Source organism: Streptomyces sp. NBC_00986, from assembly GCF_045162565.1.
GTDB lineage: Bacteria > Actinomycetota > Actinomycetes > Streptomycetales > Streptomycetaceae > Streptomyces.
The window spans coordinates 625541-651286 of sequence record NZ_CP108733.1; the positions used below are offsets into that span (position 1 = coordinate 625541).

29 protein-coding genes are annotated in these 25746 nt (G+C 70.8%); 16 read left to right on the top strand and 13 right to left on the bottom strand.

Annotated features, from left to right (window positions below; all coding sequences use genetic code 11):
- Nucleotides 1–41: 41 nt before the first annotated feature.
- Nucleotides 42–410 carry a roadblock/LC7 domain-containing protein gene (locus tag OG504_RS02680; protein WP_405988212.1) on the top strand — a complete coding sequence of 123 codons (369 nt, stop codon included), beginning with the start codon at nt 42–44 and terminating at the stop codon, nt 408–410.
- A 65-nt stretch (nt 411–475) separates the two neighbouring features.
- On the opposite strand, the gene OG504_RS02685 is transcribed toward OG504_RS02680, so the two are convergent.
- The gene (locus tag OG504_RS02685; protein ID WP_405988213.1) at nt 476–1156 is read right to left on the bottom strand and encodes a TetR/AcrR family transcriptional regulator; all 681 of its coding nucleotides are present in this window, start codon (nt 1154–1156) and stop codon (nt 476–478) included.
- A gap of 109 nt (nt 1157–1265) precedes the next feature.
- Between OG504_RS02685 and OG504_RS02690 the strand changes: the two genes are divergently transcribed.
- Nucleotides 1266–2231: an NAD(P)-dependent alcohol dehydrogenase gene (locus tag OG504_RS02690; RefSeq protein WP_405988214.1), complete on the top strand. Its 966-nt coding sequence runs from the start codon at nt 1266–1268 to the stop codon at nt 2229–2231.
- A gap of 69 nt (nt 2232–2300) precedes the next feature.
- Here the strand turns inward: OG504_RS02690 and OG504_RS02695 are convergent, their stop codons facing one another.
- Both OG504_RS02695 and OG504_RS02700 read right to left on the bottom strand, forming a co-directional pair.
- Nucleotides 2301–2471: a hypothetical protein gene (locus OG504_RS02695; protein ID WP_405988215.1), complete on the bottom strand. Its 171-nt coding sequence runs from the start codon at nt 2469–2471 to the stop codon at nt 2301–2303.
- A gap of 82 nt (nt 2472–2553) precedes the next feature.
- The gene (locus OG504_RS02700) at nt 2554–3486 is read right to left on the bottom strand and encodes a LacI family DNA-binding transcriptional regulator (protein WP_405988216.1); all 933 of its coding nucleotides are present in this window, start codon (nt 3484–3486) and stop codon (nt 2554–2556) included.
- Between the two features lie 167 nt (nt 3487–3653).
- Between OG504_RS02700 and OG504_RS02705 the strand changes: the two genes are divergently transcribed.
- The 3 genes from OG504_RS02705 (at nt 3654) to OG504_RS02715 (ending at nt 7832) form a co-directional block, all read left to right on the top strand.
- Nucleotides 3654–4601 carry an alpha/beta hydrolase gene (locus tag OG504_RS02705; RefSeq protein WP_405988217.1) on the top strand — a complete coding sequence of 316 codons (948 nt, stop codon included), beginning with the start codon at nt 3654–3656 and terminating at the stop codon, nt 4599–4601.
- A 49-nt stretch (nt 4602–4650) separates the two neighbouring features.
- Nucleotides 4651–7080 carry a glycoside hydrolase family 2 TIM barrel-domain containing protein gene (locus OG504_RS02710; protein WP_405988218.1) on the top strand — a complete coding sequence of 810 codons (2430 nt, stop codon included), beginning with the start codon at nt 4651–4653 and terminating at the stop codon, nt 7078–7080.
- A 128-nt stretch (nt 7081–7208) separates the two neighbouring features.
- Nucleotides 7209–7832, top strand: coding sequence for a dihydrofolate reductase family protein (locus OG504_RS02715; protein WP_405988219.1), 624 nt, complete (start codon nt 7209–7211; stop codon nt 7830–7832).
- Nucleotides 7833–7848: 16 nt separating this feature from the next.
- On the opposite strand, the gene OG504_RS02720 is transcribed toward OG504_RS02715, so the two are convergent.
- From OG504_RS02720 to OG504_RS02730, 3 genes are read right to left on the bottom strand one after another with little or no spacing between them, the layout of a single operon-like run.
- On the bottom strand, nt 7849–8697 hold the full coding sequence (locus OG504_RS02720) for an MOSC domain-containing protein (protein ID WP_405988220.1): 849 nt from the start codon (nt 8695–8697) through the stop codon (nt 7849–7851).
- Nucleotides 8698–8725: 28 nt separating this feature from the next.
- Complete coding sequence (locus OG504_RS02725; protein WP_405988221.1) at nt 8726–9415, bottom strand: M24 family metallopeptidase; 690 nt, start codon at nt 9413–9415, stop codon at nt 8726–8728.
- A 9-nt stretch (nt 9416–9424) separates the two neighbouring features.
- Nucleotides 9425–10753, bottom strand: a complete 1329-nt coding sequence (locus tag OG504_RS02730) for a methyltransferase domain-containing protein (protein WP_405988222.1) — start codon at nt 10751–10753, stop codon at nt 9425–9427.
- A 330-nt stretch (nt 10754–11083) separates the two neighbouring features.
- On the opposite strand from OG504_RS02730, the gene OG504_RS02735 reads away from it, so the two are divergent.
- From OG504_RS02735 to OG504_RS02750, 4 genes are all read left to right on the top strand, one after another.
- Nucleotides 11084–11503 (top strand): molybdopterin-binding protein, encoded by a 420-nt coding sequence (locus OG504_RS02735; protein ID WP_405988223.1) that lies wholly within the window; start codon nt 11084–11086, stop codon nt 11501–11503.
- 133 nt (nt 11504–11636) lie between these two features.
- A complete protein-coding gene (locus OG504_RS02740) occupies nt 11637–12278 on the top strand; it encodes a molybdopterin-dependent oxidoreductase (protein WP_405988224.1) in 642 nt (213 codons plus the stop codon).
- Nucleotides 12279–12328: 50 nt separating this feature from the next.
- Complete coding sequence (locus OG504_RS02745; protein ID WP_405988225.1) at nt 12329–13324, top strand: alpha/beta fold hydrolase; 996 nt, start codon at nt 12329–12331, stop codon at nt 13322–13324.
- Nucleotides 13325–13408: 84 nt separating this feature from the next.
- Entirely contained in the window at nt 13409–13960 is a 552-nt protein-coding gene (locus tag OG504_RS02750) for a YciI family protein (RefSeq protein WP_405988226.1), read from the top strand.
- Between the two features lie 4 nt (nt 13961–13964).
- On the opposite strand, the gene OG504_RS02755 is transcribed toward OG504_RS02750, so the two are convergent.
- The 5 genes from OG504_RS02755 to OG504_RS02775 are packed head-to-tail and all read right to left on the bottom strand — an operon-like array spanning nt 13965 to nt 17439.
- The gene (locus OG504_RS02755) at nt 13965–14972 is read right to left on the bottom strand and encodes a toluene hydroxylase (RefSeq protein ID WP_405988227.1); all 1008 of its coding nucleotides are present in this window, start codon (nt 14970–14972) and stop codon (nt 13965–13967) included.
- A gap of 50 nt (nt 14973–15022) precedes the next feature.
- Entirely contained in the window at nt 15023–15337 is a 315-nt protein-coding gene (locus tag OG504_RS02760) for an MmoB/DmpM family protein (protein ID WP_366432813.1), read from the bottom strand.
- Nucleotides 15334–15693: a Rieske 2Fe-2S domain-containing protein gene (locus tag OG504_RS02765; protein WP_405988228.1), complete on the bottom strand. Its 360-nt coding sequence runs from the start codon at nt 15691–15693 to the stop codon at nt 15334–15336. The genes OG504_RS02760 and OG504_RS02765 overlap by 4 nt, the downstream gene beginning before the upstream one ends.
- The gene (locus OG504_RS02770) at nt 15686–15940 is read right to left on the bottom strand and encodes a toluene-4-monooxygenase system B family protein (protein ID WP_033279816.1); all 255 of its coding nucleotides are present in this window, start codon (nt 15938–15940) and stop codon (nt 15686–15688) included. The genes OG504_RS02765 and OG504_RS02770 overlap by 8 nt, the downstream gene beginning before the upstream one ends.
- 14 nt (nt 15941–15954) lie before the next feature.
- Nucleotides 15955–17439: a toluene monooxygenase gene (locus OG504_RS02775; RefSeq protein WP_405988229.1), complete on the bottom strand. Its 1485-nt coding sequence runs from the start codon at nt 17437–17439 to the stop codon at nt 15955–15957.
- Between the two features lie 304 nt (nt 17440–17743).
- Between OG504_RS02775 and OG504_RS02780 the strand changes: the two genes are divergently transcribed.
- The 3 genes from OG504_RS02780 (at nt 17744) to OG504_RS02790 (ending at nt 21254) form a co-directional block, all read left to right on the top strand.
- On the top strand, nt 17744–19612 hold the full coding sequence (locus tag OG504_RS02780) for a Xaa-Pro dipeptidyl-peptidase (RefSeq protein WP_405996238.1): 1869 nt from the start codon (nt 17744–17746) through the stop codon (nt 19610–19612).
- Nucleotides 19613–19740: 128 nt separating this feature from the next.
- A complete protein-coding gene (locus OG504_RS02785; protein ID WP_405988230.1) occupies nt 19741–20805 on the top strand; it encodes a GlxA family transcriptional regulator in 1065 nt (354 codons plus the stop codon).
- Nucleotides 20802–21254, top strand: a complete 453-nt coding sequence (locus OG504_RS02790; protein ID WP_405988231.1) for a DUF6884 domain-containing protein — start codon at nt 20802–20804, stop codon at nt 21252–21254. Before OG504_RS02785 ends, OG504_RS02790 begins: the two co-directional genes overlap by 4 nt.
- A 5-nt stretch (nt 21255–21259) precedes the next feature.
- On the opposite strand, the gene OG504_RS02795 is transcribed toward OG504_RS02790, so the two are convergent.
- Nucleotides 21260–22366, bottom strand: coding sequence for a C4-dicarboxylate ABC transporter (locus tag OG504_RS02795; protein WP_405988232.1), 1107 nt, complete (start codon nt 22364–22366; stop codon nt 21260–21262).
- A gap of 217 nt (nt 22367–22583) precedes the next feature.
- Between OG504_RS02795 and OG504_RS02800 the strand changes: the two genes are divergently transcribed.
- Genes OG504_RS02800 through OG504_RS02810 form a run of 3 tightly spaced genes read left to right on the top strand, consistent with a single transcriptional unit; the run spans nt 22584 to nt 23680 of the window.
- A complete protein-coding gene (locus OG504_RS02800) occupies nt 22584–22952 on the top strand; it encodes an NUDIX domain-containing protein (protein WP_405988233.1) in 369 nt (122 codons plus the stop codon).
- A gap of 45 nt (nt 22953–22997) precedes the next feature.
- Entirely contained in the window at nt 22998–23297 is a 300-nt protein-coding gene (locus OG504_RS02805; RefSeq protein WP_405988234.1) for a DUF1778 domain-containing protein, read from the top strand.
- A complete protein-coding gene (locus tag OG504_RS02810; protein WP_405988235.1) occupies nt 23294–23680 on the top strand; it encodes a fic family toxin-antitoxin system, toxin component in 387 nt (128 codons plus the stop codon). Before OG504_RS02805 ends, OG504_RS02810 begins: the two co-directional genes overlap by 4 nt.
- 20 nt (nt 23681–23700) lie before the next feature.
- Here the strand turns inward: OG504_RS02810 and OG504_RS02815 are convergent, their stop codons facing one another.
- Nucleotides 23701–24132, bottom strand: a complete 432-nt coding sequence (locus OG504_RS02815; protein WP_405988236.1) for a MarR family winged helix-turn-helix transcriptional regulator — start codon at nt 24130–24132, stop codon at nt 23701–23703.
- Between the two features lie 193 nt (nt 24133–24325).
- Between OG504_RS02815 and OG504_RS02820 the strand changes: the two genes are divergently transcribed.
- Nucleotides 24326–25741, top strand: a complete 1416-nt coding sequence (locus tag OG504_RS02820; RefSeq protein ID WP_405988237.1) for a DHA2 family efflux MFS transporter permease subunit — start codon at nt 24326–24328, stop codon at nt 25739–25741.
- The last annotated feature ends 5 nt before the right edge of the window (nt 25742–25746 follow it).

The following is a 25746-nucleotide window of genomic DNA, read 5'->3' on the forward strand; positions in this document are numbered from 1 at the left end:
TCGTTCTCCCACCGCCTGCACGCAAACAGGAAGAAGACGCCATGAGCGACCCCGTGACCGACCTCCTCATCGCCCTGCGGGACAACGTGATGGGAGTCACCGAGACCACGCTGGCCACCAGCGACGGGCTCGTCGTGGCGAGCGACACGACCAAGACCCACCCCGAGTCCATGGCCGCGGTCGCGGCGGCGACCCTCGCTCTGGGCCACCGCCTCTCCGATCAGGGCGGCACCGGCCACCTCCGCGAGATCAGCGCGCGCTGCAGCACGGGCCACGTGATCGTGACGGCCGTAGGAGAGCGGGCGCTGCTCGCCGTGGTCGCGGACGAGGGCCTGGACCAGGCCGCGTTCCGCCGGGAGATCCCGGCCGTCACGGCGGAACTGCGCCGGCATCTCGACGAGGACGTCTAGGGCCTGTTCGAAAGTGGCGCGGCCGCCCGAAGAAGGGCGGCTCACATGGCAGGCGCCGCTCCGTTTCAGGCTCTGGAGGGCCGCTGTCCCCGCGGGCCGTCGACCGCGAGCGGAAGACTGCGCAGCGACAGTGAACTCGGCGCCGGCAGCGCTCCGTGGGCCGCCTCGGCGCGGAACGACTGGAGCAAGTACGCCACCAGACGCCGGGACGCCGCACGGTCACCCGGCAGTGCGGTGACCAGCCCGCAGTGGGACAACAGGGCCACGGCAAGGTCGGAGGGGTGGAAGTCGGCCCGCAGTGTGCCCGCTGCCTGAGCCCTGCGGACCAGGGTCATGAAGTCCCGCTCGGCCTGTTCCCGTACCCGCGCGTGTTCTCGCGTGCTGTCCGGAAAGGCCGCGACGAACGCGGCCGGGAAGCCCCGTTCCTCCCGTTGCAGTTCGCAGACCGTCTCGACCAGTCGCTGGAAGCCCTGCCACGGATCGGGGTCGGCCAGCGCCTCGGTGAGCGCCCGAGCACAGGTGTCCATCTGGTGCGCGAACGCGGCCCGCACCAGGGCGTCCCGCGTCGGGAAACGCCGGTACAGCGTCGCCACGCCGACCCCCGCCCGTCGGGCCACGGTCGCCATGGGCGCGTCGATGCCGTGCTCGGCGAAGACCATACGGGCAGCCTCGATGATGCGCCGCTGGTTGCGCCGGGCGTCCGCCCGCAGACTGTCCTGCCCCGCGATCCGAGAGGAATCCCCCACCGCTGTCTCTCACCTCCGACCAAGTGGACGATCTCGTCCGTTTGCCAGCCTACGCTCGGCGCCACGATCCCCCCGCACGGTCACTGGTGGCGAAGGTGAGAACGCAACGATGGACGACCGCACGATGAAAGCCGTACTGTTCGACCGCTTCGGCGGCCCCGAGGTGCTGTATGTGGGCCGGGTGCCACGTCCCGGACCGGCACCCGGCGAGGTCCTCGTGCGCGTACGCGCGTTCAGCGTGAACGGCGGCGAACTGGCGGCCCGTTCCGGTCGGGCCCGCCTCCTCACCGGCCGGAAGTTCCCGCAGCGCATCGGGCTGGACTTCACCGGCGAGATCGCCGCACTCGGCACCGGCGCGACCGGCGTAGCGGTCGGCGACCAGGTGTGGGGCATCCTTGGCCGCACCTCCGGATTCGGCAGCGCCGCCGAGTACGTGACGGTACGGCCCGAGCGGCTCGGCCGGGTCCCGGACGGACTGGACCTCGTGGCCGCCGCCGCGCTGCCGGTGGCCACCACGGCCGTCACTGCCCTCCGCGACAAGGCCGCACTGCGCGCCGGCGAACGGCTGCTCGTACGGGGCGCGGCGGGCGGCGTCGGCAACGCCGCCGTCCAGCTCGGACGGGCGTACGGCGCCGAGGTCACGGCTCTGGCCCGCGCTGCCAACCTCGACTTCGTCCGGACGCTCGGTGCCCATCACGCCGTCGACCAGCGGACGGTGTTGCCCGCGGAACTGGGACTGTTCGACGTGGTCCTCGACACGGCGGGCACCGACCTGCGTACCGTACGGCGGATGCTGAAGCCCGGCGGACGCATGGTCGCCATCGCCTTCGACCTGACGCGGCCCGCCGCCTCGCTGGGCTACATCGCGGCCAGCGCCGTCCACGGACGCGGCCGGGTGCGCTTCTTCAGCGGCAACCCCGAACGTGCGCTCTTCGACGACCTCGCCCGCCAGGTGACAGAGGGGAAGCTGCGGCCGGTGGTGGACACGGTCTTCCCGCTGGAAGAGACAGCGGCGGCACACCGGGCGCTGGAGGCGGGCGGGGTGCGGGGCAAGTACGTGGTCAGAGTCGACTAGGAATGGCTGGGAGTTGGTGGTCGGACCGCATCGGGAGCGTCCGAGACCGTGGTCGGCCGTCCCAGGTGATCACGCCCTTCGCGTCCGCCCGAGCTGGGAGCCGAGTGACGATCCTGGCCCAGGTGCCATCGCACCGCCGACGCCGGAACAGGTCGTAGACCCGATCCGGGCCCCGTGGCGTTCCGGCACATCACGCCAGGGGACACCGGTACGGGTCCGCCACCGGATGCCGTCCGTCAACTGCCGTCGCGTCCACGCCGGCGGACGGCCCGGCTTGACGCCCTGGGCGACAACGGATCAAGCCGGGCCCTCACAACAGGCCCTAGGCGGACTCGCGGACGATCACCCGAGCCGGTCGTGACGCGGTGTCCGCCGCCGGCAGGCCCAGCGCGGTGCGTGCGGCGCCGCGGCCGATGGCCTCCGCGTCGATGTGCACGGTGGTCAGGGCGGGCGAGAACAGCGCTCCGTGCGGGGTGTCGTCGAACCCGACGACGGCGAGGTCCTGTGGTGCGTGCAGCCCGAGGCGCCTCATCGCGGCAAGCGTGACGAGCGCGAGGTCGTCGTTGTAGGCGAGTACGGCCGTGACGTCCGGGTGGTCGGTGCGGAAGGCCCGGAGCCGTTCCTCGGCGGTGTCGAGATCGCCGGGCAGGACGAGCGCCGGGCAGGCGGGCAGGCCCGCGGCGTGCGTGGCCTGTCGGATGAGCCGCCCTCGCAGACCGGCCAGGGCCTGGAGTTCCGGGGTGTCCGGCATGACGGTGGCGAGGTGCCGGTGACCTCGGTCGACCAGATATCGGACCGGGACGTCGGCCTGTGCGGAGAACGCGTCGAGGGACGTCTCGGCGTCGGCGACGATGTCGTCCGCGCGGCCCGCGTCTCCCAGGTCGATCACCGCGCGGGCGGAGACGGCCTGCGCCACGTCGGAGAGTGCCTGCGAGGAGAGATGGCCGTGCAGCACCAGCAACACGTGCTGGTGTACGGCGAGTTCGGCGTCGAGACCCCGGATGTAGCTGCCGAGGCTGCTGCCGGTGGGGACTCCCTCGATGTTGAGCAGGACGATGCGGGACGCCCCCTTGCGCAGCGCCTGCGCCGAGCCGTTGGGGACGTAGCCGAGTTCGCGCGCGGCCTGCCGTACCCGTTCCCGTGTCTCCTCGGAGACGTGCCCGGCCGCACCGTTGAGAACGAAGCTCACCGTGGTCTGCGAGACCCCGCTGGCCCGGGCGACGTCCTTGGCTGTCGCGCGCGTGGACCTGCTCACTCTCTCGCTCCTCGGAACGGGGGCCCGGCGGCCGGGTCTCCTGCGTGCGGTCTGGTCGGGGGCTTGTGCGGTGCGGAACGTGCTGGATACCGTACCGCAGGCAGGTGGTAATACGTTTTACCAGATGCGGGACGCGTGCTGCGGACCGGATGCGAGGAGAGGCGCCCATGAAGCTCGACGCGGTCGACCCGGAGCTGCGGCGCGCCGTCGCGCGGATGCCGCGGCTGCCGGTCCGCCGGACGTGGGGACGGCGCGTGGTGCGTGCCCTGGTCGTCCGGCACGGGCCGGGCGGACCGGTCGAGGGCGTCGACGTCCGCGTCCTCGACGAGGGTCGGGGCCTGCGCGTGTACACGCCCGCCGGTGGCGGTTCGGGCGCGGCACTGCTGTGGGTGCACGGCGGCGGGTACGTCATCGGCGACGTCGTCCAGGACAACGCGTTCTGCGCCCTGACAGCCCGCGAGTCGGACCTCGTCGTCGTCTCGACGAACTACCGCCTTGCCCCCGAACACCCCTTCCCGGCCGCGCTCGACGACGTCTCCGCAGCGTGGCGATGGGTGCAGGAATCGGCCGCGTCACTCGGGGTCGACCCGGCGCGTGTCGCCGTCGGGGGCGCCAGCGCGGGCGCGGGTCTGGCCGCCTGCCTGGCACAGCGGCTGTACGACGCCGGCGGAATCCAGCCGGTCGCGCAGTGGCTGTTCTCCCCCATGCTCGACGACCGCACCGCCGCGCGGCGCGAACTGGACGACGTGCGGCACCGGGTGTGGCACAACGCGGCGAACCGGACCGGTTGGGCCGCCTATCTCGGTACCGGACCCGGTGCCTCCCCCGTCCCCGACCACGCGGTCGCGGCCCGGCGCGCCGACCTCGGCGGACTGCCACCGGCCTGGATCGGCGTCGGCGACATCGACCTGTTCGCCGACGAGTGCCGCACCTATGCCGACCGCCTGCGCGACGCTGGCGTGGACTGCGCGTTCGACCTCGTCCCCGGTGCTCCGCACGGCTTCGAGACCTGGGCTCCCGGCACCCGTATCGCCCGGGCCCTGCTGGAGCGCGGCCGAGCCTGGCTGCGTGCACGGGTGGCCGGACCGGCCGCGACGCCACCCGGCGAGGCCTGAGCCCCGCTCCCCCGGAACCGGTCAACGCCCCTCAGCTCACGGAGCCCCCATGAAGCGCACGTCCTTCAACGAAGGCTGGCAGGCCCGCCCCAAGGTCAACCCCTTCGCCGAACTCTCCGGTACGAAGGCGCCGTTCAGGCCGGTGATACTGCCGCACGACGCGATGATCGGGCAGGAGCGCACGGCGCCGCGCGGCGAAGCCACGATGGAAGGCGGCGCCGGGGCGTACTTCCCGGGCGGGACCCACGAGTACCGCAAGACGTTCCACGTTCCCGAGGAGCAGCGGGGCAAGCGGATCCTCTTCGAGTTCGAGGGCGTGTACCGCGACGCCGTCGTGTACATCAACGGCGACTTCGCGGGCCAACGCCCGTACGGCTACTCGCACTTCCACGTCGACGCCGACCGTTTCCTGCGCTTCGGCGAGGACAACGAGATCCGCGTGGAGGCCCGCGCCCACCGTGACTCACGCTGGTACACCGGTGCGGGCATCTACCGCGACACCTGGATGCTCGTCGGTGAAGTGGTCCGGATCGCGCCCGACGGGGTCCGTGTCACCACCCCGGACATCGACGCGGAGCGGGCGGTGGTCGAGGTCGCGACGAGGGTGGAGAACGACTCGATCGCGATCCGTACGGTCGATGTCGTCACCGAGGTCCGCGGTGCCGACGGAACTGTCGTCGCGAGCGATGCCTCGAAGGCGACGGTGCTGCCGGGCGAGCCCGCGGTCGTACGCCAACGCCTTTACGTCCAGGCCCCGTTGCTGTGGAGCACCGACACACCCGCCCTGTACACCGCCACCGTGACCCTGAAGGACCTCGACGCCGAGACCGTCGTCTTCGGTGTCCGCTCGCTGCGCCTCGACCCGCGGCACGGGCTGCGGATCAACGGCGAGACGGTCAAGCTGCGCGGCGCGTGTGTCCATCACGACAACGGGGTCCTGGGCGCGGCGACCTTCGCGCGCGCCGAGGAACGGCGGGTTCAACTCCTCAAGGACGCCGGGTTCAACGCGCTCCGTATGTCCCATCACCCCATGAGCAAGGCGATGTTGGACGCGTGCGACCGCGTCGGGATGCTCGTCGTGGACGAGGCCTTCGACGTGTGGACGTCCGGCAAGAGCGACTTCGACTACAGCCTCGCCTTCCCCGAGTGGTGGGAGCGCGACATCGAGGCGATGGTCGCCAAGGACGTCAACCACCCCAGCGTCATCATGTACTCGATCGGCAACGAGATCCCCGAGACCGGTGCCCCCTCCGGCGCCGCACGGGGGCGCCAACTCGCCGAGAGAGTCCGCTCGTTGGACCCCACGCGCTATGTCACCAACGCCGTCAACGGCATGCTCGCCGTCATGTCCGAACTGCGGGCCATGAGAGAGCAGGCACCACAGGACGGCGCCGGCATCAACACCCTCATGTCCGACGCGGGCGACATGATGAACGCGATCAGCGCCTCCGGCCTCGTCACCGAGAAGACGGCCGAGTCCTTCGCCGTGCTCGACGTCGCCGGCATGAACTACGCCGAGGCCCGCTACACCCTGGACCGCGACCTGTTCCCGAACCGCGTCATCCTCGGCACCGAGACCTTCCCCACCCGCATCGACGGCAACTGGCGCCTGGTCGAACAACTCGGCCACGTCATCGGCGACTTCACCTGGACCGGCTGGGACTACCTCGGCGAGGTCGGCATCGGCCGCCCCCAGTACCTCACCCCGGACGCCCCGCGCCCCTCGCACACCGCGCCGTACCCGTACCTGCTCGCGGGCTGCGGCGACCTCGACATCACCGGCCACCGCCGGCCCGCCTCCTACTACCGCGAGATCGTCTTCGGCCTGCGCACCGAGCCCTACATCGCGGTCCGGCGCCCCGAACACCACGGCAGGACCTGGGCCGGGACGCCGTGGGCCTGGAGCGACACCGTCGCCACCTGGACCTGGCCCGGCTCCGAAGGCGGACCCGTCACGGTCGAGGTCTACGGCGACGCCGACGAGGTCGAACTCCTCGTCAACGGAAGCCCGTTGGGGCGCCAACCGGTGGGCAAGGGCCATCGCTTCCGCACCGAGTTCGAGACGTCGTACGAACCCGGCGAACTCCTCGCGATCGCCTACCGCGACGGCGCCGAGACCGGCCGCCACACCCTGCGCACCGCGGCCGGCCCCGTACAACTGCGCGCCGCACCCGACCGCCCGCACCTCACGGCACACGGCGGCGACCTCGCGTACGTCACCCTCACCCTGACGGACCCGGACGGCACCCTGCACACAGCGGCCGACCGCCCGGTGCGCCTCGAAGTCTCCGGCGCCGGCGTCCTGTTGGGCTTCGGCAGCGCGGACCCCTCCACCGAGGAACGCTTCGACGTGACCGAGCGCCGTACCTACGAAGGGCGCGCCCTCGCGGTCCTCCGCCCGACCGGGCCCGGCAAGATCCGCCTGATCGCCTCGGCACCGGAATGTGCCCCGGCCGAAATGGTCGTCACCGTCGAGTAACGCACCCGATCTTCCCCCTACTCAGGAAAGGCCTTCCCTGCTCAGGAGGGGAGGCATGTCGAATGCGCCGGTTCCCGATCAACGTGAGAGTGGAAGCAGCAGCACCTCCACGACTCAGGAGCACCATCGTGACCGTGACCGCGGATCTGGCCATCTCCCTCGACGGCTACATCGCCGGCACCGGCGTGAGCGTCGACAACCCGGGCGGCGACGGCGCCGAGCCGCTCTTCGAGTGGATCCACAATCTGGCGAGCTGGCGCGAGCGCCAGGGCATGACCGGCGGGGAGGAAAACCGCGACTCCGAGTTGATGCGGGAGTGGTTCGACGCGACCGGAGCTGTGGTGATGGGCCGGATGATGTACGACACGGGTGAGGAGTTCTGGGGCGACGATCCACCGTTCCGGACCCCGGTCTCCGTCCTCACCCACCGCCCCCGGCCGACCCTCGTCAAGGAGGGCGGCACCACCTTCACGTTCGTCACCGACGGCATCCACAGCGCCCTGAACCAGGCAAGGGTCGTCGCCGGCGACCGGAACGTCGACATCGCGGGCGGCGCGAGCACGGTGCGGCAGTATCTCGCGGAGGGGCTCATCGACGAACTCCAGCTCCATGTGGTGCCCGCCCTCCTCGGCGCGGGCCTGCGGCTCTTCGAGGGCCCGGGCGCGGGACCGCGGCGCGTCGAGTCGGTCAGGGTGGTCGAGACTCCGCTCGCCACGCACCTGAAGTACCGCTTCGGCAGGACCGAGGACTGACCCGTCGTTGGGGGTGTCAGGCGGCCGTCTCCTCCAACGCGATCGGGTCGCCCACCCGCACCGTCCCCGCCTCCAGTACGTCCAGGTACACGCCGAGGCACGACAGCCGGCCGAGGTCGAACACCGGGATGCGGTGCTCCCGGGCGACCGCGCGCATGAGGCCCGGGTCCGGCGGGAGTTCGTCGTAGCCGAGGGTGGGGATCACGCATCGAGGTGTGGGGACCAGGACGCGGAACAGCGCCTCCCCCACGCGCAGGCGCGACCCGACCCAGTCGTCCTCCGGAAAGCCGGGCCCGCCAAGGGTGTTGACGACGAGGTTCGGCCGGAAGCGGCGCGCGTCGAAGTCCCCGGCGGGATACACGCTGCGCATCCGGTTCAGGGCGGCCGTGGAGACGAGGTGGACCCGGCCGAAGTCGAAGAACGTGCCCGGCGCGACCCCGCCCGTCGTGATGCTCTCCCCCGTCGCGTCGACGGTCGCCGACTCCCGTACAACATCCGGGACTCCGCCCTCGTATTCGGGCACGGCACGCTCCAGCCGGCTGTGCTCCGGAACGACGCCGGAGACGGACACCTGCCGGCCCAGCAGCTTGGACAACTCCGCGTCCAGGCCGGGGTCTTCAACCGGCAGCGCGGTGCCGTCGGGCAGGACGACGCGGACCGCACCGGAATCGTCGAGTCGGCTCCGGCAGCGCAGCAACTCGCCCCACTTCCGCGGGTGTTTGGCGCTGCCCACCGCGCCCGTCCCGTCGAGGACGGCGTAGACCCGGTCCCCGGAGAGCCCGTTCTCCGTCACCGCGACAGCGATCACGGCCTCACCCAACATCGACTTCACCGGATACCGGTACAGCGCCGTCACAGTCCCCATGGATCAACCATCGCCGAACCAACTACCGTCAGAGGGTGAGCAGTTCCTCGTAGAACCCACCGAACCCCCGTTCCCGGTCGATGAGATGGATCTCCAGGATCCAGTGGCAGGCGCGGCCGGTCTTGTCGGTGCGGCGCATGGGGGTGTCGTTCTCGGGGGTGACGTACGACTCGACGTGCGCGCCCTCGATCGTCTCGTGCGGGAATTCGCCGACCAGGTGCCCGGCGTGCCAACCGCCCAGTTCCCAACCGGCCTTGTCGGCAAGGCGGGCGACCTCGGTGTGCAGGCGGGCGCCGGTGATGTCCGGGGTGTTCTCGAAGAAGCGCCGGCCGGCCGCGAACACCTTGGGCAGGTCGTCGCGCAGCCGGTGCTTGGCCGGGTCGTCGCCCAGCACGAAGGTCCGTCCGAAGTCGGCCTCGTACTCCTCGAAGATCGGCCCGAAGTCGGCGAACACGATGTCGTCCGCGCCGATCACCCGGTCCGGCGGGTTCTCCTTGTACGGCGCGAGCGTGTTCGGCCCGGAGCGCACGATCCGCTTGTGCCAGTGCCGGGTGGTCCCGAAGAGCTCGTTCGCGAGGTCACGCACCCGGTCGCTGACGGCCCGCTCCCCCTCACCGGGCGCCACGAGCCCGCGCTCCTCGACCTCCGAGAAGAGCAGTGCGGCCTTGGCCTGGGCATCGAGCAGGCGTGCGGCCCGCGTGGGTTCGTCATCAGCCATGGGGCGAACCTAGCCAGCTAGATCGTTCTCGGCAATGTGATTCTCCTCGGTGGGCTCGCTCCACCCGGCGATGCGTGACGCGCGGGCCAGGAAGTGGTGCGGGGCGTCCTCGTAGCGGGACAGGTCCCAGCCGGCCGCGCGCAGGGCGGGGCGGAGGTTCTCCTCGGCGAGGGGGTCGTCCGGGTCGAGGGGGCGGCCGTGGCGGGCGGCGCGTTCGGCGCGGCCGGAGGGGTGGAACAGGAGCAGGGTGCCGCCCGGGGCGGTGACTCGGGCCCATTCGCGCAGGGCCGTCGCCGGGTCGGGTACATGGTTGATCAGGCCCGCACTGAAGACCGCGTCCACTGCCCCGGTCGGAAAGGGCAGCCGGCAGGCGTCGGCCAGGAGCAGGCATCCCTCCTTGTCGCGGCCCTCGCGGAGCGCGGCGGTGAGCATCGCGGGTGTGAGGTCGATGCCTGCGACGAGGCCTGCGTCGCCGACCTGTGCGCGCAGCGCGGGGAGCGCGCGGCCGGTGCCGCAGCCCAGGTCCAACACACGCCGGCCGGGCCGGAGTTCCATCTGCTCGACGGCCGCCGCGTACCGGGGGCCGTCGTCCGCGAACCGTTCCTCCCAGGTGGCCGCCCGCCGGGTGAAGAAGGCGCGGGTCGCCGTCAGTTCGGCGCGCTCCGCGACGAAGGCGGCGAAGCGCTGGAACACGCCGTCGCGGTGGCGGGCCAGCACGGCGAGTTCGGCGGGCGCGCTCTCCACGACTCCGGGAGCGGTGGCCGCTTCCTGCGGGAACGCGTCGGCGAAGGCACCGACCGCCGCCTCGTCCACCTCCAGATGGAACTGCATGCCCCACGCCGAGCCCCCGACCCGGAACGCCTGCACCGGGTACTGGTCGCAGGAGGCCAGCAGTGTCGCCCCGGCCGGCAGGTCCATCGTGTCGCCGTGCCAGTGCAGCACCCGCAGCCGCTCGGGAACGGCACCGAACAGGGCGTCGCCGCGCGCGGCCTCCGTCGTCCGTACGTCGGCCCAGCCGACCTGCGTGCCGTTGCCGGGCCGGGCGACACCACCGGCCGCGACGGCCAGCAACTGCGCGCCGAGGCACACGCCCAGCACCGGCACCTCGGCCTCCAACGCAGCGCGCAGCAGGGCGAGTTCGGCGCCACGGCCGGGGAAGTCCTCGTAGGCGGCCATCGCCCCGCCCGTCACCACCAGGCCCACCAGGTCGTCGGCCGTGTCCGGCACCGGGTCGCCCGCCCAGGTCCGGCAGACCCGCGTCGGCAGCCCGGCGGCCTCGATCGCGGTGCCGATGGCGTAGGGGCCTTCCTGCGGTGCGTGCTCCACGATCTGGATCACGGGCCACCACCTCCCGCACGACGGTACCCGGACGACGGCCGGATCGAAACGCGGATACGAGGCCATAGGTCGAAGTCGACTCGTATCTGCCAGCTGATTCCCCTCATCGCCCCGGCATGCGCGCATCCCACCGACAGAACAGCCGAATGCCGATGGTCGCCGTCACCTTGTTCGCGGGTTCCTCGGATTTGCCAGGACGAAGCGAACTCGCAGGTGGCGGATGCGACGGGGTCTGTGACGGGCGCGGCGGGAGCGGCTAGCTTGTGGACGCACAGCCGGTAAGAAATCCGGCAATCGAGACCTTTCCTCTTCTCTGTGAGGCGTTCCGTCATGAGCTTGAGCATCCGCAACCAGATTCCCGGCACCGTCACGGCCGTCACGCCCGGCGCGGTGATGGCGACCGTGAAGGTGCGCCTCGACGGCGGCCAGGACCTCACCGCGGCGATCACGCTGGAGGCCGTGAAGGACCTGGGGCTCGCCGAGGGTACGGCCGTGCGCGCCATGATGAAGTCCACGGAGGTGGCGCTCGCCACGAGTCGGGTGGAGGGGGTGTCCATCCGCAACCAGCTGCCGGGCACGGTCAGCGATGTCGCCACCGGCGGGGCGATGGCCGTAGTCAAGGTGACGGTCGACGGGGGCGAGTTGACCGCGGCGATCACGAAGGATGCGGTCGGCGACCTGGGTCTGCGGACCGGTTCGACGGTCGTCGCGCTGATCAAGTCGACCGAGGTGTCCCTGGCGACCGTCTGACGCGGCGACTCCACGGTCGGGCGGCGCGCTCACGCGCACCGGGACCCGGCGTCGGTCCCGTCGCGCGTGAGCGCCTACGCTGCTCGGGGAAGGTAGCCGTAACCAGGAGACCAGCGGAGAAGGGGCGTCACCCGTGGCAAGCGACCGACAAGGTACGGCCGAGGCCGCCGCCTCCCGTCCCGTTCCGCCCGGGCAGCGCCATGTGCACGGCTGGCCGGTCTCGCACTACGGGCCCGTCCCCCGCTTCCGCCCCGAGCGCTGGAACCTGCGCGTCCACGGTGCCACGGCCGACGGCGCCGAGCACCTCTGGACGTTCGACGAGCTCGCGCCGCTGCCGCATGTCACGGTCGTCGCCGATCTGCACTGCGCGTCCGGCCCGACCTCCACCGACCACGAGTGGTACGGCATCCCCGCCGGTACCGTCCTGGAGCTGGTGCCGCCCGCGCCGGAGGTCACGCATGTCATGGCGTGGGCGGAGTACGGCTATTCCACGAACCTCCGCCTCGCCGACTTCACGGCCGCGCAGACCCTGCTGGCCACCCACCACAACGGCGAGCCCCTCACCGCCGAACACGGCTTCCCGCTGCGCCTGGTGGTGCCGCATCTGTACGGCTACAAGAGTCCCAAGTGGCTGCGCGCCATCGAGTACCTCACCGAGGACCGGCGCGGGTTCTGGGAGGAGCGCGGCTACCACAACATCGCCGACCCGTGGAAAGAGCAGCGCTACTCCTACCAGGAGCAGGACACCGACGAGGCGCAGCCGCCCGGCCGTTAGGCCGAAACCCGCCACGCGGCTGACCGGGCACGACACGTAGCCTCGTCCGCATGGTTACGCATCGTTTTGTCGACGTGAACGGCATCCGCCTGCACATCGCCGAGCAGGGCGAAGGCCCCCTGGTGATCCTCCTGCACGGCTTCCCGGAGTCATGGCACTCCTGGCACCACCAGATCGGCGCACTGGCCGGCGCGGGGTTCCATGTGGTCGCCCCCGACCAGCGGGGATACGGCGGCAGTGACCACCCGGACGAGGTCGACGCGTACACCATCTTCCACCTCGTGGGCGATGTCGTCGGCCTGATCCAGGAGTTGGGCGAGGAGAAGGCGTACGTCGTCGGGCACGACTGGGGTGCGCCGGTCGCGTGGCACACCGCGCTGCTGCGGCCGGACCTGGTGCTCGGGGTGGCCGGGCTGAGCGTGCCGCCGCCGTACCGGGGGGCGCAGCGTCCGATGGCCTTGATGCAGGAGATCTTCCAGGGCCGCTTCTACTGGAACTACTTCAACCAACCGGGCGTCGCCGACGCCGAGTTCGCGAGGGACACCCGCACCACACTGCGTAAGTTCCTCTACTCCGCCTCTGCTTCGGCCTCCCCCTCCGGCGAGATCATGCAGCCGCTGGTCGACCCCGAGAAGGGCTGGCTCGCGGCCATGGAGGACCCCGAGGTGCTGCCGGAGTGGCTCACCGAGGAGGATCTCGACGCCCTGACCGAGAGTTTCTCCAAGGGCTTCACCGGCGCCCTGAACTGGTACCGCAACCTCGACCGCAACTGGGACCTGACCGCGCCCTGGAACAACGCCGTCATCACCCGCCCCGCCCTGTACATCTTCGGCGACCGCGACCTCGTCCCCGCGTTCCCGGGCGCGCGCGACATCATCGCCCAGCTCCCGAACTTCATGCCCAGCCTGGTGCGCCCGCCCATCGAGCTGTCCGGCTGCGGCCACTGGACCCAGCAGGAGCGCCCCGCCGAGGTGAACGCGGCGCTGATCGACTTCCTGACGACCTGCGAGAGCGGTGGCCCGGGAACGGAAGCAGAGACATCGTGACCGTCTGATCCACCAGACCTGGTCGCAAGGTCGGGCGGGGAAACCCGCTCGACCCGGTCACCTCCCCGAGGAGATCCTTCGGGCATGGAGTTCCTCTGCTACCACCGCGACCGGCCCGGTTCTCTCACCCTGCGCGACGAACTGGTGGAACGGCACTGGTCCTACATGGACCGGTACGCCAAGGAGATGATCGCCCGGGGTCCGACGCTCGCCGAAGACGGTGACACCCCCACCGGCAGCGTGCACATCCTCGACCTGCCCGATCCCGCCGCCGCCCGCGCGTTCGCCTTCGACGAGCCCAACTATCAGGCCGGCGTGTACCGGGACGTGCTGCTGCGCCGGTGGCGCAACACGCTGGGGCGCACCATGTGGGACTTCCCGGGCGGCCGGACCGGTGGCAACCGCTACCTGGTGCTCGGCTTCGGCGCCGGACAGGCCGTGGACCTGGCGGTGCCGCCCGGCCGGGACGAACTCATCGCGTACGGGCCCCTGTTGTCCGACGACGGTGCCACCTGGCTGGGCACTGCGGCGCTGCTCCGGGCACCGGACCCGGAGACGGCGCGTGCCGTGCTGACCCGGGACCGGTATGCCGAAATCGAGGTGCACGACTGGCAGTTCGGCGGGCGTCCGTCCTGAGCGCCTACGGCGTCCGGGGGCGGGTAAGCCCGCCGGCCGCCAGGAGTTCGTCCCACGCGTCAAGCGCCGCAGCCTCGATGTCGGGCGCGCCCAGGAGTCGGGCGCCCGCGGCGGCCATGGCGGTGCCATGCGGGGCCCAGGTGTCGAGGTGCCCCTGAAGAACCGCTCGGTTTCCCGGGTCCGCGTCGGTCAGGAATTTCAGGAGGGCCCGGGTCCAGCGGGCCGCCCGTTGGGCGTCGCGGTACAGGTCGTCGGTGATGAGGGAGTCGAGGGGGACGCCGACGGTGTCGAGGCGACGGGCCAGGCCGTGCAGGAGTACGGCGTCGGTGACCGGTTTGACCACGAACTGGAAGGCGACCAGGGCCACGTCCCAGTCGTAGGCGACCAGTGACTCCTCGACGGCCCGGCGGAACGGTTGCCACTCCGGCTGGTGTTCCCAGGTCGTGCGTTCGGCGAGGCCGAAGGCGCGGTCGGGGTGGGCGCGGGCGAGTTGGGTGGTGCGGTAGGCGAGGAGCTGGACGCGGCGGAGCTGGTCGGCGGTCTGGAAGGCGGCGCAGGTGGCGATGTAGCTGCCGGGGGCGAGTTGCTGGAGGTAGGCGGAGAGCATCTGCTGGCCGTGGACGAGGTAGCGGGCCGGAGTCACCGCCAGTGCCAGCAGGTCGAGTTGACGGGCCGTCAGGCGTTCGTCGTGCTGTTCCTTGTCGAAGCGTTCGAGCAACCCCTCGACGTACGTCTCGCGGTCGTCCTGCATCGCGACATAGCTGCCGTACGTCACCCGGTCGGGATCGCGGAAGGCGTCCCAGTCGGGCACGGTCAGGGCCATGCCGTCGCGGTGGTCGCGCAGCCAGCGGTTGCCGTGCGCCTCGGGCGGGAGTTCCAGCGGGGTGGCGCCCATGGTGTGGTTCATGCCGTGGGTGAGGACCTCGTACTCGCCGGGACGGCGGCCCAGGTCGCCGAAGGCGCTCCAGGTGCGCAGGCGGGTCGCGCGCTGCCGGTCACGCTGCTGTGCCATGGCTTCTCCTGACCTTGTCACTGACTTCTACCTGATCGCCGGCTGCCTGGTCACTCGCTGTTGAACCACATGTACTCCTGCGACCGGGAGCGCATCCGCCCCTTGAAGGAGGGCATCTCGATCTCCAGGGCGGAGAGTTGGAAGGTTCCGCCGAGGTGTTCCTCCAGGCTGCGGCGGGTCAGCCGGCACTCGTGCGGGGTGTGGACGCGGACGTAGTCGTCGCGGTCCACGACGTACACGTCCCGGTCGGGGTTGTCGTCGGACACCGCCTCGATGACGGCGTCCGCCAGGGGCCCGGAGCGCAGCACCGGGCCGACGAGGACGGGGTCGAGCGGGGCGTCGCTGTCGAGTTCGTAGACGGTCATGGGGTGGGTGCCGGCCTTTCGTCGGACGGGCGGCGGCTGATGTACACCTGGCCGTCGGCGATGCGGGTGGCGTGGCGTACGAGGCAGGAGCCGCGCGGGTTGATGCCCCGGCCGGTGCGCACGTCGAACTCCCACAGGTGGAAGGCGCAGGTCAGGACGGTGCCGTCGAGATCGCCCTCGGCGAGGGACTGCCGTTGGTGCGGGCAGGTGCCCTGGTACGCGAGGTAGTCGCCCTCGACACGCAGCAACAGGATCTCCGTGCCGTCGACCTCGAAGGGCTCCATCTCGCCGTCCCACAAGGCGTCTTGGGGAGCCACCGGCACATAGTCGGGGCAGTCGGGAGCCTCCTCAGTCACGGAACCGCACGTCCAGCCATTGCAGGGGCAGCAGGGACAGTTCGCCGAGTGTCACCGACGGGTCGATCTTCCGGTCGTCGAGATACACGTCGTACGACGGGACGCCGGGCGGAGCCGCCACCCGTCGCCCGACGCTGTGCACGGCCACCTTCTCCGCGACGGTGTCCATGGTGTCGTCGGTGTCGACGGCCACGAGGTGCGGGATGAAGTCGCCGACCAGTCTGCCGACGATGGGGAACAGTGCCATGTGGGTGAATCCCCTTATGCCTTGGGGTCGTTGGCGTACTCGCGTGCCCAGCGGTAGCCGTCCGTGTCGTCCCCCATGACGTCCGGGGTGAGGCCCATCCACGCCAGCGCGCCCGGCAGGTCCATGGGCTGGATGTCGCCGCCGACGAACCGGTCGACGACCGTGCGGTGGCCCGCGTACCGCTCGGGTTCCTGCTCGAAGCACCACTTGGAGATCTCGCTGTCGAAGTGGTGGATCCGGCCGTCGCGGACGAGGGAGACGGGGTGGAGCCGCTCGCGGGACATGGCGGTGCCGAGGGGCAGTTGGGTGACGCTGCACAGCGCGGGGAGGGTCTCGGGGAGGGTGCGGTCGATGTGTCCGGCGTTGATGTTGCGGATGATCTCGTCCCACAGGACGCCCCAATTCGCTTCCCATTGGGGGTACTTGTCGTTCAGCCAGGCCCGTTCGTCCTTCGAGACGCCGGCGCTGGTGTTCCAGAAGAGGGTGGGCCGGTAGAACCACAGGCCGAGTTGCATCGCGTGCTGGCCGTTGTCGAGGGAGTAGAGGAAGTCGTCCCAGTACCAGGGGCGCTTCAACCCGTAGTCCTCCAGCACCCGTTCGTGCTGGTCGACGATCCATTCCAGCATGAACTCCTTGTAGGACATCTTCCGTTTGTCGAGCGGCGTGTAGTAGTCCATCGCCGGTCCGGTGAGGGTCTGGAAGATCCGGGAGGCGCGCCAGAACGCCACGTCGACGATCCGCTGGGCGCGTTGCGGATCGTGGGCCATCACCACTTCCAGCGTGGGGAAGCCCTGTTGGGCGTGGCGGGCCTCGTCGGTCTGGATGGAGGAGAGCAGGTTCGACCAGTTGACGTCGCCGGCGGCCATCGCGTCGGAGGCGAGGGCGACGAACTGGATGTTGCTGAAGCCGTGTTCGAGGGTCAGGTTGGAGGCGAGGCAGGCTTCCACACAGTCGGCGTTGAGCATGATGTCGTCGAAGAGGCTCTTCGCCGCGACGACCGCCCACTGGTTGGTGTGGTACGCCTTCTGGGCCCAGTCGAAGCGGGTGTCGTGTTTCAGCAGGGCGTGCGAGAAGCGCAGGCTGAGCTGGGTGTGCCGGGTCTCGTCGAGCAGTCCGAACACACCGAGGTTGCGCCACTTCGGGGAGGGGGCGAAGCGGCAGAAGCGGCTCTGCATGGTGACGGCCATGTACTCGACCATCGTGATCAGTCCCATGTGCATCTGCGAGGCGGCGACATGGGAGGCGGGTAACTGGTCGTAACTCCCGGCCCGTTGAAGGGCGTTGCTCACCGCCTTGACCCCGGACTCCTTCTCCCGCTGGACGCGCACGTAGTCCCGGTACGAGACACGGAAGGGCTCCTCCCAGGCGTCCCACGCGTCCTCGGGGATGCCTTCGGCGCCGGTCCACTCCGCGGGGAAGGCGGCGGCACGGTCCACGTAGGAGAAGGTCCAGTCGAGGTCGCGCGAGGTCTCGTACCAGTCGTCCTGGGTGAGAAGCATGCGGATCACATCCTGATGGAATGGTGCGCGGGCTGCCTCGTAGCCGCATTTTCCACCGGCATACCACCTACTGCCAGCAGAACGGGACACATGTCCGACAATCGCCCTTTGCGCTGACGCTACGTCAGGACGGTTCAGCACAGGGCGACTTGGAAAGTCCCGCCGCCGTCACGACAACCTCCGGCGAGGGCCGGCCCGTTACCCATACGTGCACCCCAACCTTTCCACGACCTCATCCCACGAACGCCCTCCCCGGAGGCAGTTCGCCTTGTCGGCCCTCGTCGCAACCGCGGTCGCCGCCCTGCTGGTCGGCTGCTCCTCCTCGGCGAACCCCACGGTCGAGAAGGCGGTCGGCGCGGCCTCGACGGCCAAAACGGGGGCGGGGGCGTCGAGTTCCGCGGGCCCTTCCGGGGAGAGCAAACCGGTCTACTCGTACAAGAACGCCGTACGGGAGACCGTCTGGGTCGACACCGGGCGCGACGACGACCGCGACGGGAAGAGCGACCGCGTGGCCGTCGACATCGTGCGCCCCGCCGAACCCGCCGCCAAAGGCCGGAAGATACCGGTCATCATGGAGGCCAGTCCGTACTACTCCTGCTGCGGCCGCGGCAACGAGAACCAGAAGAAGACCTACGACGCCAAGGGCCGGCCGGTCGGCTTCCCGCTCTTCTACGACAACTACTTCGTCCCGCGCGGCTATGCCTTCGTCGCCGTCGACCTCCCCGGCACCGGCCGTTCCGACGGCTGCACGGACGCCGGCGGACCCATCGACATCCAGTCCACGAAGACGGTCGTCGACTGGCTCAACGGCCGCGCCCACGCCTACACCACGCATACCGGCACCACCCCCACGAAGGCCGGCTGGACCAACGGCAACACCGGGATGATCGGCAAGAGTTGGGACGGTTCCATCGCCAACGGGGTCGCCGCGACCGGAGTGAAGGGCCTGAAGACGATCGTCCCGATCAGCTCCATCTCCTCCTGGTACGACGCCTACTTCTCCCAGGGAGCCGGACTGGTCGGCAACGCGCCCACCCCTGGCACGCTGATCCGCACGGTCGAGAGCGATGCCGCCGGCGTCCGCTGCGCCGCCGTGAACAAGCCGCTCGGCGGCGCGGCGGCCAAGTCCGGTGACTGGTCGGCGATGTGGGCCGAACGCGACTATGTGGCGGACGCGAAGAAGGTGACGGCGAGCGTCTTCGTCGTGCACGGTCAACAGGACCTCGCCGTCCGCACCAAGAACGTCGGCCAGTGGTGGGACGCTCTCGCGAAGAACGGCGTCGAGCGCAAGATCTGGCTCTCCCAGACCGGCCACGTCGACCCCTTCGACTACCGCCGTACGCAGTGGGTGGACACCCTGCACCACTGGTTCGACCATGCACTCCTCGGCTACGACAACGGGATCGACCGCGCGCCGATGGCAGACATCGAGCGGACTCCGGACCACTGGACAACGGACGCGGTCTGGCCGCCGAAGTCCACAACTCCCGTGAGCCTCCTCCCCGTTCAGGGCGCACAGGCGGGCGTGGGCACGCTCGGCACGAAACCCGGAAGCGGCGGGAGCGAGACCTTCACCGACGCCACGGACAAGTCCGAACTCGACTGGGCCGCGCACATCGACAAGCCGACCGGCGAGAAGGCGGGCTTCGTCACCGAGCCCCTCACGAAACCACTGCGCGTCTCCGGCGCCTCGCAGGTGACCGTCACCGCGACCTCGACGACAGCGACCGCGAACCTGTCGGCGGTCCTCGTCGACCTGGGCCCGGCCACCATCCGGGCCTACGACACCGCCGGTCTGGGCGTCTCCACGGTCTCCGGTACGTCCTGCTGGGGCACGAACTCACCCCAGGACAGCGGCTGTTACAAGAAGACTGCGGCCAAGACCAAGCACGTCACGAGCACCGTCTTCAGCCGGGGCTGGGCGGCACTCGGCACCGCCGCGGACGCACACACGGTCCAGCCCCTCACACCCGGCAAGCCGTACTCCCTCACCCTCACGCTCGCGAGCGTCGACCACATCGTCCCGGCCGGGCACCGGCTGGCCCTGATCGTCGCGGGCACCGACTGGGGCATCGCCGGCGGCGCGGCCGACCGGCCGACGATCACCGTCGATCTGGCGCACACGTCCCTGCGCCTGCCGGTCATGGGTCAACCGGGCCTGCCCGCCTCGTAGTTGTCGTAGATGAGCGGGCACGACCGGGGCCGGCACCCCGGCAAGGTCTGCTGGGAGGCACCGCCTCCCAGCAGAGAGGAAACCAGTCGTGGCACCGGCACCGGTCGCCGACGCATGCTGGCTGTTCCATGAACCACAACCGTCCCGGAACGGGCCCCCTCACCGTCACCGTCCTCGTCTTCCCGGGCGTCCGGCTGCTCGATGTGACCGGCCCGATCGAGGTGTTCGCCTCGGCCAACGAGTTCGGCGGCCGCTATCGGGTGCAGGTCGCGTCCGAGGACGGCGCCGGGGTGATCACCTCTGCCGGGACCCGCATCGGGGCCGACCTCGCCGTGGGCGACATACGCGAGCCGTACGACGTCCTCGTGGTCCCGGGCGGTCCGGAATGGGAGACGGTGATCAAGGACGAGGCGCTCCTGGATGCCGTGCGACGGCTGCACGGCATGGCGCGTTGTACCGCGTCGGTGTGCACCGGCGCGTTCCTGCTGGCCGCGGCCGGACTCCTGCGAGGGCGTCGGGCCGTGACGCACTGGCGGCAGTCCCGGCAACTGGCCGTGCGGTTCCCGTCCGTGCGGGTCCAGCCGGACGCGATCTTCGTGCGGGACGGTCCGATGATGACCTCGGCGGGTGTCTCGGCCGGTATCGATCTCTCCCTGGCGCTCGTCGAGGAGCATTTCGGTGCGGAGGTCGCCCGGGCGGTCGCCAAGGACATGGTCGTCTTCATGCAACGGCCGGGAGGGCAGTCGCAGTTCAGCGTCCGCTCCCAACTCCCGTACTCCCGCGTGGAGATGCTCCGGCGGGTGCTGGACGCGGTCGCCGCGAACCCCGGCGCCGAGCACACGTTGGCCGCCATGTCCCGGCGGGCGGGCGTCAGCGTCCGCCATATGAGCCGACTCTTCGACGAAGAGGTGGGGACTACCCCGGCCCGGTATGTGGAGCGGGTCCGGCTGGAGGCGGCCCAGGTGTTGCTGGAGACCGGTGACGACGCCCTGCCGGTGGTGGCGCGGCGCACCGGGTTCGGCTCGGCCGAGTCTCTCCGGAGGGCGTTCGTACGGCACTTGGGGGTGACGCCGGGTGCGTTCCGGACGAGCTTCCGGACGACCGGTACGGGCACGGGAGCGGGCACGGGAACGGGCACCGGCGCAGACTCGGACACGGCTATCGCGAGCACAGAACAGGACAGGCAGGCATGACCCCGAAGGACCAACCCCAACTCGATTACTTCAAGCCGGAACTCGTCGTCATCCCGTGCGGCAGCCGCAAACTGGACCGGCCCGCACGCGCCGCCGACCTGTACACCGGCTCGTACCACCGCGCGTGCCGCAAGGCTGCCGACGCGCTACGACCGGATCGGCTGTTGATCCTGTCCGCGCGGTACGGCCTGCTCGACCTCGACGACGTGGTCGAGCCGTACGACACTCCGCACGGTACGACGGATGCCGTGACATCCCAACTCATTCTGGAACAGGCGACGTTGCGGGGCATCGTGCTCCTCGACCCGGTCGTCGCCCTCGGCGGCGCACGGCACGTCGGCCTCGTCCACTCCGTCTGGCCGCACGCCCTCACCCCGCTGGCCGGAACCCGGGGGATGGGCGAGCAGATGGCCCGCCTCGCGGAACTGCGCAATGGCGCTGTCAACTAGCCCGGCTACGTGAGGGAGTTACTCAGTTCCCGCGTCGCCGACCGCGCAGTCCTGGTGGCGGCGACGTGACGCAGGGAGCCACCGGCCACCACGATCCAGGCCAGGACGAGCAGCACGTAGAACGCCACGGCCGGCCAGATGAACAACAGCGAACCCGTGCGCGCCGCAAGGGAGTTGGAGGCGGTCACGAGCGCGCCGAACGGGAAGATGAACGACCACCAGGTGGGCGCGAACGGCAGCCCGGCGCGGATCGTCCGTGCGGTCAGGGCGGTGGCGAGCGCCAGCCACAGCAGGGCGAAGCCCCACACCAGGACTCCGCCCAGCAGCGCGAGTCCCTCGGCGCCCCGGGCGTAGAGCGCGGGCAGTGCGGTCGGTGCCGCCGTGGCCAGCGCGCCGAGTGCCGTCACCGCCTGGCCCAGGGCCCCGGGGCCGATCCACACCGTTGGCACCATGGCGCCGGTGGGTGCGTCGTGGTGCACGAGGCGGCCGTAGAGGATGGCCAGGACCAGTAGCGCTGCGACGAGGCCCAGGCCGAGCATCGCGTAGCAGGCGAGGAGCAGGGCGAGTCGGAGTTGACCGGCCGGGGTGTACGGGACGAGCAGGGCGCCGGTCGCGGCGGAGACCATCGGGGGCACGATCGGCATGAGCCAGCCGCCGAACGCCGCGTCCGGCGCGAAGCGGTGCCGGGTGACCATCAGGTACGGGACCGTGCAGGCGGTGGCGAGGCCGAGTGCGGTGCCGAGCGCCCACAGCACCCGGTCCACGTCCAGCGCGGCGTCGAGCCCGATCACCCGTCGGCCGAGCAGCAGCGTTCCGGCGCCGACCGTGAGGAGTGCCATCGGCGGTGCGCCGAAGAACTGCGCCACGACCGGATCCCCCGCGTGCGACCGCAGCGCCCGGCCCCGGAGGTAGCCGACGGCCAGCAGGACCAGCAGCAGTACGGCGCCCGCCCAGACGACCGTGGCAGCGGTCCGCACCCCGGGGAGGCTCCGCGGGAGGGTGACCGCCGCGTTGGCGACGATGCCGGTGCCCATCACGGCCGCGAACCAACTGGGGCTGAGGGATGGACGGGTTGCGCTGGGGGCCGTGGGCGAGGATGTGGAGCGGATCATGGCCCCAACGTAGGTCGGGGCGGGGGCGGTGTCGCCGGTCGTGTCCTGATGCGAGGGAGGCCTGGCCCATATCGAGGGGACCGCCGGGTTCGCGGGCCGGGTCGGCGTCTCCCGGTGCGGCCGTACCGCGTGAACCGATCAGTCCCGGGTAGGAAACCGGCTCGGGCATGACCGGACGAACGGTCACGCCTTGCACGAACGAAGGGACGGTTGAGACATGGCGTTGGAGCAGGTCGCCGAGGATGCGGTGGACGCGCTCGTCGTGAACGACGGGCGTGTGCTGCTGGTGGATGTGCAGGGTGGGTGGAGTCTGCCGTCCGGTGTTCCCGAGGAGGCCGAGACGGCGCAGGCCGCCGCCGCGCGGGCGGTGTATGAACTCACCGGCTATCTCGTGGACGGAACGAGCCTTCTGGAGTCAGAGTCCGGGGGTGGGTCGGCCGTGGTGTGCCAGCTGCTGAGCGACGATCCGTCAGGGGAGGCTCAGCTCACCGCGGGGCAGCTGCGCTGGGCGTCGTTCGCCGATGCCATCGCCGTCGGGCTGCCGGCAGCCGTGCGCACCTACCTGGAGGGCCATACCCCCGTGTAGGAAACACCGGCCCCCGCGCGTGGTACCACTGGTACCGTGGACGTCATGCCGAACACGCCGAAAGCCATGAACCTCCGCTTCCGAGACCCCCGGCAGCGCGCGGCCATCGAGGCCGCCGCCAAGCAGGCCGGGGTCAGCCTGCAGGAGTACATCCTCTCGGCCGCCTACGCTCGCGCGACGGCCGTCGAGGAGCGGTTCCTCGAGGGCTTCAAGGAGTCGATGGCGCACAGCGGCGCGGCTTTCGCGGCCGAGCCCGGCAGCGCTGATCCCAGCGCGGAGCAACGGGCGGCCGAGGCGGACGCCCGTCGTGACCTCGAGCGCCAGGAGCAGGGGCACGCCGCGTGACCCAGCCCGAACCGCCGCACGCGCTCGACGTCACCTTCCTGCTGCACGCCGCCGAACTGCTCGACCGCGATCCCCAGGTCGACGACTACGGCCCGCTCTACGCCGCTGCCGCCCGGGTCGACGCCCGCGCGATGAAGCGCGACATCTACGGTTCGCTGCATCTCAAGGCGGCCGCGCTGCTGCAGACCCTGGCGAAGCTGCCGTGCCTGGAGCACTCCAACGAGGCCTTCGCCTGGCATGCCACCGAGGCCTACCTGATCCTGAACGGGCGTCGCCCGGACTACCCGCCCAAGGCGGCCGTGGCCCTCGTCCGCGACACCGCGTCCGGGGACCTCGGCCTCGCCCGGATCGCCCGCCAACTCCGCGACTGGACCGCCTCCTGAGCACACGCGGCCTCCGGCTCTCAAGCCGTCGCCTTCCGGATGCGGGCGAGCAGGGTCCGTAGCTGCGCGCGGTCCTCCGCGTCCAGCTCGGCCGTCGCCTCCGCGAGCGCGAGGCCGTCGATCTCCTCCGCCTCACGGTGGCACTCCCGGCCTTCGTCGGTGAGGCGCAGCAGGAACGCGCGACGGTCGTGCGGATGGCGTACGCGCTCCACCAGACCGTCGCGTTCCAGGCTGTCCACGATGCTGGTCGTGGTCCGCGCCGCGACGCCGGTCATTTCGCTCAAGTCCCGCATGCGGAGGGGCTGTTCGGCGTGCGCGAGCATCCGCAGGGCGCGCAGTCTCGCGACCGAGGCTCCGTTGGCGCGCAGCCGGGTCTCGACGAACTGGCGCAGCTGGTGCGTCGTCTCGTAGAGCTCGTCGACCAGGATGTCGCTGCTGCCGTGCACTGCCATGGCGTTCCCCGTTCCGTGGTGAGGGCCGATTGTACGAGCCTCGGGCCGCTTCAATGAGCACTCACATAGTGAGTATGCTCAGCATGTGCTGCCGTTCCGACGCCCTCCCGTCCCCCTCGCCCCTCCCCTTCGCTCCCCAGACCTCCGCCGGCTCCGCCTCCGCCGCCCCGGCCAGCGTCTCGTCGTCCCCGTCATGTGCGTCTGCGTGACGTTCATCGCGATCGTCGACGGAGCGATCACGACCGTCGCGCTCCCTTCGATCGCGCGTCAGTTCCAGCTGACGACGGCCGCCCTGGACGGGGTGGTCGTGGTCTATCCGGTCTGCCTGGCCATGGCCATCCCCGCCTCCGCCTGGCTGGTCGAACGGTTCGGCGCCAAGCGGGTGTTGCTCACCGCCCTCGGCGCCTTCCTCGTCTCGTCACTGCTGTGCGGCGCGGCGGCCGGCCTCGGTCAGCTCGTCGCCTCCCGCGCGGTCCAGGGCCTGTCCGCCGGTGTGCTCTTCCCGGCGGCCTCCTCGCTGCTCTTCAGCACCTTCAACTCCTGGGAGCAGGTGCGGATCTCGCGGTACATGATCATCCCGCAGCAGATAGCCCCGGCCGCCGCACCGATGCTCGGCGGCCTGCTGGTGGACCACCTGTCCTGGCGTTGGGTGTTCTACGTCAACCTGCCGCTGGGCCTGCCCGCCGTGGTGTTCGGGGCACTGTTCCTCGCCGGGCACCGCGGCCATCGGCCCGGCCGCTTCGACCTCACCGGGCTGCTGTTGAGCGCGGCCGCCATGGGCGGCGTGATGTTCGGCGTCTGCGAGGGCCCCAACCGCGGTTGGACCTCCCCCTCCGTCGTCACCGCTCTCGTACTCGGCGCGGTACTGCTCGCCGCCGCCATCGTCTTCGAACTCCACGTCTCCGAACCGCTGTTGAAGCTACGGCTCTTCGCGGACCGGCTCTTCCGGGACACCAACCTGATCAATCTGGTGGGCCTGGTGCCGATCCTCGGCGCGATGTACCTCGGCCCGCTCTTCCTCCAGCAGGGGCAGGGCCGCTCCGCGCTGGAGTCCGGCACGAGCACCTTCCCCGAGGCCTTCGGCGTGCTGCTGACCGTCCAGGTCGCCGGGATCCTCTACTCCAGGGTCGGCCCCCGCATCATCATCGGCTCGGGCCTGGCCATGGTGAGCGCGGTCCTGCTGCTCCTCGCCACCTGCGACCAGGACACCGGCCTGTGGACCTTCCGGGGCTACATGTTCCTGCTCGGTATCGGCATGGGCGGTGTCTTCATGCCGACGACGGTGGCCTCGCTGGCCACCCTCTCCCGCAAGGACCTGGCCCAGGCGTCCACGCTCAACACGGTCGTACGGCAGACCGGCGGCGCCTTCGCGCCGGCGGCGGTGACCACGGCCCTGGTCCTGAGCACGCCCACGGCAGCCGCCGCGAATCCACCCATCTCCGCTTACCAGCATGCCTACTTGACCCTGGCCGCCCTCGCCGCGGCGACCGCCGTCTTCGCCTTCACGATCCCCGACGGCCCGGCCCGTGCCGCCGCACGCGGCACCACCGCGTCGGGCGGCGGAAAGGCTCCGGCCCGGCTGCGACCCCGGCACGAGGAGGCGCACTGAAGCCC